Raw genomic sequence first — 10419 nt, forward strand, 5'->3', positions numbered from 1 at the left:
GGCGGCGACGACCACGGCCGCGACCGGGTCCCGGTCGGCGCCCAGGAGGTTGAGGTCGTCCAGCCGCAGCAGGATGACATCGGCCTGCTTGCCCGGACGCAGCGAGCCGATCCGGTCGTCCATTCCCAGCGCGGCGGCACCGTCCAGCGTGGCCATCCGCAGTACGTCCCTGACGCTCAGCCGCTGGGCGGCGTCGTCGGCGACCTGGCTGGCGATCAGCGCCGCCCGCATCAGGGAGAACATGTCACCCGGCGCGGAGGTCACCGCGTCGACACCCAGGCTGGTGGTGACACCGGCGCGGCGGTAGCGGCCCGCGACGGGCGCTCCGATGCTCAGCATCGCCTCCGTGCCCGGCGTGACCGAGGCGGCCCCGCCCGACTCACCGATCAGCTTCAGCTCGTCGTCGTCGAGCGAATTACCGTGCACATAAAGGGCCTTGACATCCAGCAGGCCCAGCTCACGCAGGACGGAGACCGGCTTCGCCGCGACCGGACCGGCACTGACATGGATCGTCACGGGCAGGCCCAGATCGGCCGCCAGTCGCCAGTCGCCGGTGAGCACCTCGGGCGGTGTGAAGGACGGGCCGAGCGGGGCGAGTGCCATGGTGACGAGCGCGTCGTCCTTCCCCAGCCGCTCGGCACGGATCCTGCGGACGTCGTCGTGGTTGCCCGGCTCGGTGGCGGGGAAGCCGTAGCCGAACACCGCGCGCAGCCCGGCCGCCTGCAGACCGTCGACGGCCGCGTCGGCGTGCTCGGGAGTGTGCAGGGCGTGCGAGAAGTCCATCAGGGTGGTGATACCGGAGTCGAGGCTCTCCAGCGCGCCGGCCAGGGTCGCCGCGTGGATGTCCTGCGGCCCCAGCCGCGCGCCGAGCTGCCCCATGACACCGAGGTAACCCATCAGGTCCATGTCCACGGCCGCGCTGCGCAGTGCGGACTGCCACACGTGCCGGTGGGTGTCGACGAACCCGGGGAGCACGATCCGGTCGGTGGCGTCGATGACGGTGGCACCGTCCGCGGGCAGGCCGGGGCCTACGGCGCTGATCCGGCCGTCCTCGATCAGGACGTCCGTGCGGGGGTGGACGACCGGCTCGGGCTCGGTGTCGATGACGTGGCCGTTGCGAAGCAGGATGCGGGTGTCGGTCATGGTGTTGCCCATCTCTTTCACTCAAGGTCGGAGCTGAAAGCCGGCGGTAAGCCGCGCACCTCGACTCGATGGCCGGGGCGGCCTCGTCGGACGTACGAAGTCCGAGTCGAGCCCATCGGCGACGGCAGGTGCCGGTGCCGTCGCCGGTGGTCGGGCACCACCGAGCACTCACCGGGCCGCCTCAGCGACGAACCTAAGCGGACTACTGTCCGCTAGTCGCTTCAACGTAGCGGACAGGTGTCCGGTTGGCAAGGGTCCGGGACTGCGTATCCGAACCGGAAAGGAGGCGGGCGGGTCCGACCCCATCGTCCACCGCGGAAGCCGGCGCGACACTCCGCGATAGGCCATGGGTGCGACGACGGACAGACCCCGGACCGTCCGCCGAGCGCGCGAGCGGGACATTCACCCGGATGCGTCAGCCGGCGATTCCAGCCCGCCCGCACACAGCATTCACCGGTATGACCCAGCGCGCGAGAGCGCCGACAGAACCCGGCACTCCAACCGCACGCAGGCCGCCCGCGCCCCACTCGACAACCCCGCAAGCGCCCGCTCGGCACGGCCGGCACTTGCTAACCGGATAGCTGTCCGGTACGTTTCTTCGTGGCGGACAGTTGTCCACTTCAGCTCCGCGCAACGCCACGTAAGTGATCAGCAATAGCGGCAGCATGACCCACACATCTGACACACGGAAGGTTTCGTGCCATGAATCTGCTCATCCTCGGTGCAACCGGCCCCACCGGTCGCCACGTCGTCGACCTGGCCCTCAAGGCAGGCGACAACGTCACGGTCCTGGCCCGCAGGCCGGAAGCGCTGGACGACCTGGCAGACCGGATCAACGTAGTCGCCGGAGACGCCACCTCCCACAACGATGTCGCGAAGGCCATGACCGGCCAGGACGTCGTCATCTCGGCCCTCGGCCGGAGCACGTCCGTGCGCGCCGACGACCTGTTCACCCGCGCCGCGACGGCAGTGATCGGCGCGGCCAAGGAAGTGGGCGTATCCCGCCTGGTGTGGCTGTCCTCGTTCGGCGTGGGAGACACCTACAAGTCGGCGAGCCCCGTACAGAAGGCCATGTACAGCTCGTTCCTGCGGAACATCTACGCGAACAAGGAGGTCTCCGAGAGGGAGATCCGCTCCAGCGGCCTGGACTGGACGCTGGTCTACCCGACCACGCTGACCAAGAAGCCCGCCAAGGGCACCTACCGCGTCGGCGACCGGCTCCCGATGAAGGGCCACCGGACGATCAGCCGCGCGGACGTCGCCGACTTCATGTTCAAGGCGGCCCACAGCCCCGAGTGGATCCACCGCGACGCCGTCATCACGGACTGACAGGCCTGGATGCACTGCATCCCGCGGTTCTCCGCTCCGCGGCGACCTTTCGACGGACTGACGATGAGTGCGATGAGTGCTGACTCCTCCGCCTCCCGCGACTTCCTGCTCGGCGGCGGCTGCCGGTCAACCGCATCGGCTTCGGAGCGATGCGGCTGTCCACCAACGGCATGATCGGCCCGGCCCGCGACGCCGAAAATCGATCACCCTCACGGCGGAGGATCTCTCCGATCTCGCGTGACGCGAGAACGACTCCGCACCACCGGGGTGGCCGTACCCGCCGGCCGGCCCGCCTTGAGAGGGCCCGCGTGAGCCCGACCAGCTCTACCCCCACATCCCCCACATCCCCCACCCCCGCCTACGACGACTTCGCGGTCGGCTTGCGGGGCACCGTCCTGCGGAGCGGGGACGACGGCTTCGACGAGGCCAGGGTCGTCCTCAACGGTCGTACCGCCGACACGCCCCCGCCCTGATCGCCCGGTGCGCCGACGAGGACGATGTCGCCACCGCCCTGCGGTAGGCGTCAGCGCGTGATCCGCCCGTCGCGGTGCGCGGCGGCGGCCACGGCGCCGACGGCTGTGCCATGCAGGCGGCGACGTCGGCGCGGCTGATCATCCGAGCGCCCTTCATCTTGATCCGGTCATCCACTCGGTAGGTGACCTTGGCCGGGCGGTTGTTCAGCCCGGCCGGGAAGACCAGCGTCCAGTCCAGGCCATCGGCACGGATGCGGTCGTCCGCGATCTTCTTGTTCGCGTGGACCCGCCGCAGCAGCGCGCGGTACATGGTCTTCTGCACAGCGGTCTCCCACTCGAAGGCCTCCCCCACGGCGGCCGACGCCCGGTCGAAGAGGTCGTCGGGGTTCAGCGACCTGCCCTGCCCGAGCGCGGAGACGATGGCGTCCTGCCCGAGCGCGGCGACCGCGACATCACGCTGCGAGGTGGCGTCGCCCTGGACAACGGTGATCCGGTCCGCCACCTCGCTCAGCGCCGCGGGGGGTGCGCGCGAGGGCGGTGACCGAGTCACCGGCTTGCAGGGCGAGGTCGACGAGACGGCGGCCGGTCGCGCCGAGGACCGGCAACTTCATGGTGGGAGAATCCTTCATGCGCGACAGAGGCAAACGGACAGGTGTCCGATACGGTTCACCGTATCGGACACCTGTCGCTTTGCGAGCCTGACCGCCCAGGAGTCGACCCCGGATCATCAGCCCCGTCCGGGCGCTCCCATACGCAGCCCGTCCATGACGAGATCCAGAAGGCGGGCACTCTGGGCCTGCCAGTCCCCGCTGGAATCGATCTGCCAGATACCGGCGATGGCCAGGATGAAGTCGTCGGCAGTCAGCCCCGGACGAATGGCGCCGGCCTCGTGATTGGCGGCGAGCAGAGCGTCGATCGCCTCGACCACCAGCGCATATCCCGGCTGGGCCGGGCCCGCCGCCGTCCCGACGATCTGACGCATCGCGTCCGACAGGCCGGCCTTCGCGAGAGCGAAGCGGGCGAGCTGGTCCATCCACTCACGCAGGGCATGTTCCGGCGCCCGGGTCTTGAGCAGTTCCGCCGCGGCATCGGTGAGCAGTTGCACCTCATGGCGGTAGACCTCAAGGACGAGCGCCTCACGGTTGGGAAAGTTGCGGTAGACCGTGCCCTGTCCCACCCCCGCCTTCTTGGCGATCAAGCTCAGCGGGACGTCCACGTCACGGGACAACTCCTCCAGTGCCACCTCCAGGATCCGCTCCCGATTGCGCTGCGCGTCCGAGCGCTGAGGCCCGTCGTTCCTGGAGCCCACTTCCCCCTCCTTCCGGGCTCACGCCCAAACCCTTGCTGACCGGATACCCGTCCGCTACGTTTCGGTTAACGGACACCAGTCCGCTTGTGTCCACCATAACGCGAGCTGCGGACGAGCCGAGTGGCTGGCGAGCGCGACCCGCGTTCGGCCCCGCCGTGCAGGCGCACCACCGGGCCACTCGCCAACGCAGTCTGACACGCGCTGGGACACCTCGAAGCCCGCTGCCCATTCGAACTGATTGTGCCCTGTCCACGGAGGGACTAAGTGCTCGATATCTCCCGAGAGTTGAATCGCTGGTTCGAGGAGGGCCGGGAGTTCGCCGTGGCCACCGTTGTCGGTGTCAGCGGCAGCGCGCCACGCGGACTCGGGGCCGCCCTCGCCGTGGACAGCGACGGAACGGCCATCGGATCGGTCTCCGGAGGCTGCGTCGAAGGGGCGGTCTACGACCTGTGCCAGCAGGCCCTCCAGGACGGCGGCAGCGTCGTCGAGCGGTTCGGCTACAGCGACGAGGACGCCTTCGCCGTCGGGCTGACCTGCGGCGGGATCCTCGACATCCTCGTCGCCCCGTTCACCGCCACCACGCCGGCCAGGGCGGTCGTCAGCTCCGCGGTCAGCGCCATGATCCGCGGTGAACCGGCGGCACTCACCCGGATCATGCGCGGCCCGGCCGACCTCCTGGGCGCGAGCCTGCTCGTGCACGCCGACGGCACCTACGAAGGCTCCTACGCGGGCGGCCGCTCCGAACTGGAACAGGCAGCCGCCGCACAGGCACACGCCCTGCTCCAGGCCGGGCGCACCGGCACGGTCGAACTCTCCGAAGACGGTTCCCTCTGCCCTGGCGGCCTCACGCTGCTCGTCGAGGCGGCCGTCCCACCACCGCGCATGATCGTTTTCGGGGCGATCGACTTCGCCGCCGCACTGGTCCGGGTAGGCAAGTTCCTCGGCTACCACGTCACCGTGTGCGACGCCCGCCCCGTCTTCGCCACCCGCGCCCGCTTCCCCGACGCGGACGACGTCGTCGTCGGCTGGCCCCACCGGTATCTGGAGCGGACGCCGACCGACGAGCGCACCGTCCTGTGCGTCCTCACCCACGACGCCAAATTCGACGTACCTCTCCTTCAGCAAGCCCTGCGGATGCCGGTCGCCTACGTCGGTGCCATGGGATCGCGCCGCACCCACACCGACCGCACACGCAGACTGCGCGAAGCCGGCCTGGAGGAGCGGGAACTGGCCCGGCTCCGCTCGCCCATCGGCCTCGACCTCGGCGCCCGCACACCCGAGGAAACCGCCCTGTCCATCGCCGCGGAAATCGTCGCCGACCGACATGGCGGCACGGGCCTCCCGCTCACCGACGCCCGGACACCCATCCATCGCGACCCAGGACACCGAGCGGCACTGGGGGTCGGCTGACGGCCGTGGGAGCCGCCTCAGCGCCGTGGAGTCGCCTCACGGCCGTGAGACTTGCCTGTCGGCCGTGGGAGTCGCCTCACAGCCGACAAGACTCACCGGACGGCCGTGAGACCCGCCTGAGGGCGTGAGAGTCGCTTACCGGCCGGAGACCTCCCTGACCGGCCGTCAAAGTCACCTGACGGCCGGCCGGAGGGGCGTCCACCCCGGGCCGACAGGCCAGGCCCGTGCTCGATTCCACGGCGAAGCGGCCCCCTTCTCCACGGCGGAACGGCCCCCTTCCGCCGGCCCGGACCGCGTGCGCCGCCGCCGATAGCGTTCCGACAGGACCCCGGTAGAGAACCGACAGCCCCGCTTTACCCATCTCCCGTCGTCAGCAGGCCAAGATTTCAACATCGCCGGAACAGGCGATCAGCTCCTCCGAACCTCCTGGTTCCGGAGACGAGCCATGCCTCTGTGCGTATCCACACACCACTCGGGAGATAGTTGTGAAACCCCGCAGACTCAGCCGCCGCGCCAGCCTTCTGAGCGTCGGTGTCCTCACCGCCGCCGCGCTGACCGTAGGCACTACCGCCTTCGCCGGCACGGAGGCGACGCCGAGGAAGTCCACCGCGGCCACTGCGGCCGTCGCCAAGGAAGCCAAGGAAGCGCGCAACAAGGAGATCGTGCGCGCCTACGTGGACCTCGGCATCAACCAGGGGCAGCCGCAGCAGGCCGCCGACCGTTACATGGGCGACCCGTTCATCCAGCACAACCCCAACGTCGCCGACGGCAAGGAGGGATGGGTCACCTGGGCGACGGGATTCGTCGGCGCGTTCCCGGACGTCAACGTGGACTTCAAGCGGTTCGTCGCCGACGGCGACCTCGTGACGGTGCACACCCACATAACGCTCAACGCGTCCGACCGCGGCACGGCGGCCATGGATATCTTCCGGGTGAAGGACGGCAAGGTCGTCGAGCACTGGGACGTCTCGACGCCGGTGCCCGAGGACTCGGCCAACGACAACGGCATGTTCTGACCTCGTAGGGGCCACACCGCAGCACTGCGTCCCGCAGACCCGTACGGGTCTGCGGGACGCAGTGCTGCGGGCCGGTTCTCGCCGACAGTTCACCGCTTCAGCCGCTCTTGGGGCGGGCGAGTCCGAGGTCGTAGGCAAAGATCACGGCCTGGATACGGTCACGGGCGCCGATCTTGGCCAGGATGCTGCGGACGTGGCTCTTCACGGTGGACTCGGCCAGCACGAAGTGCGCGGCGATCTCGCCGTTGGTCCAGCCCTTGCCGATGGCGACGAGGATCTCGTGCTCCCGGTCGGTGAGACCCCTCAGCCGGGCCTCCTGGGCCGGCACATCGACGGGCTCGGGCACGTGCTGGGCGTATTCGTCCAGCAGACGGCGGGTCAGTGCGGGAGCGATCACGGCGTCCCCGGCGGCGACGGCTCGGATACCGGAGAGGAGTTCCTCCGGGCGGACATCCTTCAGCAGGAACCCGCTGGCGCCCGCGCGCAGCGCGGAGTGGACGTATTCGTCGAGGTCGAAGGTGGTCAGCACGAGAATGCGGGAGCGATCGCCCGCGGCGGCGATCCGCCGGGCGGCCTCGATACCGTCCATGCCGGGCATGCGGATGTCCATCAGTACGACGTCGGGGCGTAGTTCCGCAGTCAGGCGGACGGCCTCGGTACCGTGTGCCGCCTCGCCCACCACGGTCGTCTCGGGGGCGGATTCCAGCAGCAGGCGGAAGGCGTAGCGCTGCAGCGGCTGGTCGTCGACGATGAGTACGGTGGTCACTGGTCGCCTCCCTGGGGAGTGAGGTCGAGGGTGACCTCCACGCTCCAGCCTCCCTCAGCCACGGGTCCGGCGTTGACCTTCCCGCCGTACAGGGCTGCTCGTTCCCGCATGCCCACCAGGCCGTGTCCTTCCTCGCCCCGCGCTTCGGCCGGGCGAGGCGGGCCGGGCGGGCCGGTGTCGTGGATGCGGATGTCCAGCCGCGTGCCGTCGACGACGAGGGACAGGCTCACCCGGGTGTGGGCGCCGCCGTGTTTGAGCGCGTTGGTGAGGGCTTCCTGGACGATACGGTACGCCGCCAGCTGCACCCCTTGGTCCAGGGTGTCCATGTCTCCGGCCGTACGGTAGACGACCTCCGGCCCGGCGGCCCGTACACCGGCGCACAACAGGTCGATGTCCACGACGCCGGGCTGGGGGTTGAGCAGCGGCCCCGACGACGGGTCGTTCCTGTCGGCTGCTTCGCGCAGCACTCCGAGCACCCTGCGCAGTTCGCCCAGGGCCTGGCGGCCGGTGTCCCCGATCAGGTCCAGCGCCTCCTTGCCGCGGTGGGGGGCGGTGTCGCTGGCGTAGGAGCCGGCATCGGCGAGGTTGATGATGACGGCCAGGTTGTGTCCGACGATGTCGTGCATCTCGCGGGCCACCCGGGCGCGTTCGGTGGCGGTCGCCAGCCTGCTGCGCTGGTCGCGCTCGATCTCCAGCTGGGCCGCCCGTTCCCGCAGCCCGGCGAGCTGGGCCCGGCGGAACCTCATCACCAAGCCGAGCGCGAGGGCCGCGGTCGCCGTGCTCAGCAGGAAGAACAGCGCGTCCCAGACGGACACGGCCGGCGACACCCGCAGCGCGGCCAGCACCATCGCGCCCGCCATGACCGCGCAGGCCCACGGCAGCTGCCGCAGTCTTCCGTGCAGGGCCACGCTGTACAGGGCGATGAAGAGGGCGATGTCCGCGCGCAGGACGGCACTGAGCGACCACTGGAGCAGGAATACGGCCGCGATGACGCCGAAGGCCACCAGCGGTTTCCGCCGCCGCCACAGCAGGGGCAGTACCAGCCCTGCCTGCAGCGCCAGCGTAGCCGCCAGTGGCAGCTCGGCACGCATCAGACGCAGCCCGGGCGGCCCGTCCGACCTGCCTTCCGGCAGCCAGTCCGGCAGGCAGAACATCACGACGGCCACCACGACGACCAGGGTGTCCAGCGCCCAGGGATGGGCGCGGTCAGCGTGCCGCAACCGCTGGCCGGCGAGGTTCAGCCGGGCGAGAAGCCGGCCCACACCGCTGGTGTCGTCGATGCTCACAGATGGTCCCCCGTCTGTGGTCTTGCGGATCAGACGTCGTTGCGCTTGAGCCGGTACGCCGCACCCGCCAGCACGAAAGCCGTCCAGCCGAGGAACACCGCCAGACCGGCCCCGGGGGCCAGGGTGGTGGAGTCGTGCGTCAGGGCGTACATGGACTCGCCCGCGCTGCTGGGCAGGTACGGGCTGATGTTGTCCTCCCAGGAGTTGGGCAGCAGCGAGGTCAGCCCGGGAACCAGGAGCAACACCCCGACCAGCACCGAGATACCGCCCGCCGGGGAGCGCAGCCACGAGCCCAGACCCGCGCCGATCACGCCGATCAGACCGAGGTAGAGCCCCGCCCCGAGCAGACTCCGCGCGACCCCGTCGTCCGACAGGCCCATCTCCGCCTCGGTGCCGGACAGGATCCCGCTGCCGGCCCCGAACGCCACAAACACGCCCACCATGCCGACCGCCAGTGCCACCAGCCCGTACAACCCGGCCTTGGACCACAGCACCGGCAGTCGGCGCGGCACCGCCGCCAGCGTCGAACGGATCATGCCGGTCGAGTACTCGCCCGCCGTCACCAGCACACCGAGGACACCGAGAGCCAGCTGCGCGAACGGCACACCGAACAGCGACAGGTCCACCGCCGTGGACCGCTCGAAGTCCTCGTCCAGACCGCCGGACTCGAACTGCCAGGCAGCGATCAGCCCGAACACCAGCAAGAACAGCAGACCCAACACCAACGTGATCCACGTCGAACGCAGCGACCACATCTTGGCCCACTCCGAACGCAGCACACCCCAGCCGGTCACCTTGTAACGGGGACGGGCCGCGGCCGCCTCCTGCTGGGGCTCCGCATCCATAGTGAGAGAACTCATGCCACCCTCCCAGGGGTGTCGATGGTGGTCGTGGTGCCGTGGTACTCCACCGCATCCCTGGTCAGATCCATGAACGCCTGCTCCAACGACACCGTCCGCGAACTCAGCTCGAACAGTGCGACGCCGTGCTCCGCCGCCTTCAGCCCGATCTCACGGGCGGTGAGCCCTGCGACGTGCAGTTCCTCGGAGCCGGCCTGACCGGTGATGTCGACGCCCGGCCCCGCCAGGACGTCCCGCAGCCGCGCCGGATCCTGGGCCGCCACCTTCACCGTGTTCCCGCCGGCCTCGCGCACCAGATCCTGCACCGTCGTATCGGCCAGCAACCGCCCGCGCCCCACGATGATCAGATGGTCCGCCACCAGCGCCATCTCACTCATCAGATGCGAGGAGACGAACACCGTCCGCCCCTCCTGCGCGAGCCCCGTCAGCAGATTGCGGATCCACAGCACGCCCTCCGGATCGAGGCCGTTGACCGGCTCGTCCAGCATCACCGTCTGCGGATCACCCAGCAGCGCCGCGGCGATACCCAGCCGCTGCCCCATACCGAGGGAGAAGGCCCCGGCCCGCTTCCCCGCCACACTGCCCAGACCGGCCAGCTCGATGACCTTCTCCACCCGGCTGCGGGGTATCCCGTGCGTCAGCGCGAGCGCGTTGAGATGGTTGTACGCCGAGCGGCCCGGGTGGATCGACTTCGCCTCCAGCAGCGCGCCGACCTCCTGCAGCGGGGCCCGGTGCTGGGCGTAGCGGCGGCCGTTCACCGTCACGGAGCCGCTCGTCGGGGCGTCCAGTCCGACGATCATGCGCATCGTGGTCGACTTCCCCGCACC

The 10419-nt window shown here is 70.0% G+C and carries 11 protein-coding genes; 4 read left to right on the plus strand and 7 right to left on the minus strand.

Annotation, left to right across the window (positions count from 1 at the left end; all coding sequences use genetic code 11):
- On the minus strand, window positions 1-1155 hold a 1155-nt coding region (locus GFH49_RS36290), incomplete at its 3' end, for an amidohydrolase family protein (protein WP_230396699.1).
- Window positions 1156-1845: 690 nt separating this feature from the next.
- Here GFH49_RS36290 and GFH49_RS36295 point away from each other — a divergent pair.
- Entirely contained in the window at window positions 1846-2472 is a 627-nt protein-coding gene (locus GFH49_RS36295; RefSeq protein ID WP_155060320.1) for an NAD(P)-dependent oxidoreductase, read from the plus strand.
- 308 nt (window positions 2473-2780) lie between these two features.
- Window positions 2781-2945, plus strand: coding sequence for a hypothetical protein (locus tag GFH49_RS36300; protein ID WP_155060321.1), 165 nt, complete (start codon window positions 2781-2783; stop codon window positions 2943-2945).
- On the opposite strand, the gene GFH49_RS36305 is transcribed toward GFH49_RS36300, so the two are convergent.
- Window positions 2911-3447 carry an NAD(P)-dependent oxidoreductase gene (locus tag GFH49_RS36305; RefSeq protein ID WP_230396700.1) on the minus strand — a complete coding sequence of 179 codons (537 nt, stop codon included), beginning with the start codon at window positions 3445-3447 and terminating at the stop codon, window positions 2911-2913. The genes GFH49_RS36300 and GFH49_RS36305 overlap by 35 nt on opposite strands.
- A gap of 225 nt (window positions 3448-3672) precedes the next feature.
- Window positions 3673-4254, minus strand: coding sequence for a TetR/AcrR family transcriptional regulator (locus tag GFH49_RS36310; protein ID WP_155060322.1), 582 nt, complete (start codon window positions 4252-4254; stop codon window positions 3673-3675).
- A gap of 264 nt (window positions 4255-4518) precedes the next feature.
- Between GFH49_RS36310 and GFH49_RS36315 the strand changes: the two genes are divergently transcribed.
- Both GFH49_RS36315 and GFH49_RS36320 read left to right on the plus strand, forming a co-directional pair.
- The gene (locus tag GFH49_RS36315; protein ID WP_155060323.1) at window positions 4519-5664 is read left to right on the plus strand and encodes an XdhC family protein; all 1146 of its coding nucleotides are present in this window, start codon (window positions 4519-4521) and stop codon (window positions 5662-5664) included.
- A 485-nt stretch (window positions 5665-6149) separates the two neighbouring features.
- Complete coding sequence (locus GFH49_RS36320) at window positions 6150-6680, plus strand: nuclear transport factor 2 family protein (RefSeq protein ID WP_196218247.1); 531 nt, start codon at window positions 6150-6152, stop codon at window positions 6678-6680.
- A 97-nt stretch (window positions 6681-6777) separates the two neighbouring features.
- On the opposite strand, the gene GFH49_RS36325 is transcribed toward GFH49_RS36320, so the two are convergent.
- The 4 genes from GFH49_RS36325 to GFH49_RS36340 form a co-directional block, all read right to left on the minus strand.
- The gene (locus GFH49_RS36325; protein ID WP_155060325.1) at window positions 6778-7446 is read right to left on the minus strand and encodes a response regulator; all 669 of its coding nucleotides are present in this window, start codon (window positions 7444-7446) and stop codon (window positions 6778-6780) included.
- Window positions 7443-8732, minus strand: a complete 1290-nt coding sequence (locus GFH49_RS36330) for a sensor histidine kinase (RefSeq protein WP_196218248.1) — start codon at window positions 8730-8732, stop codon at window positions 7443-7445. Before GFH49_RS36330 ends, GFH49_RS36325 begins: the two co-directional genes overlap by 4 nt.
- A gap of 29 nt (window positions 8733-8761) precedes the next feature.
- Window positions 8762-9592 (minus strand): ABC transporter permease, encoded by an 831-nt coding sequence (locus GFH49_RS36335; protein ID WP_155060326.1) that lies wholly within the window; start codon window positions 9590-9592, stop codon window positions 8762-8764.
- Window positions 9589-10419, minus strand: an 831-nt coding sequence (locus GFH49_RS36340; protein ID WP_155060327.1) for an ATP-binding cassette domain-containing protein, incomplete at its 5' end; no start/stop codon positions are given. The genes GFH49_RS36340 and GFH49_RS36335, both read right to left, overlap by 4 nt.

Origin of the sequence: Streptomyces blattellae, from assembly GCF_009709555.1 — a bacterium.
Taxonomy (GTDB): domain Bacteria; phylum Actinomycetota; class Actinomycetes; order Streptomycetales; family Streptomycetaceae; genus Streptomyces; species Streptomyces blattellae.

Excerpts from the sequence above, each read along its gene's own strand:
- GFH49_RS36295 (WP_155060320.1), top strand. The coding sequence starts at position 1,846 with ATGAATCTGCTCATCCTCGGTGCAACCGGCCCCACCGGTCGCCACGTC.
- GFH49_RS36335 (WP_155060326.1), bottom strand. The coding sequence starts at position 9,592 with ATGAGTTCTCTCACTATGGATGCGGAGCCCCAGCAGGAGGCGGCCGCG.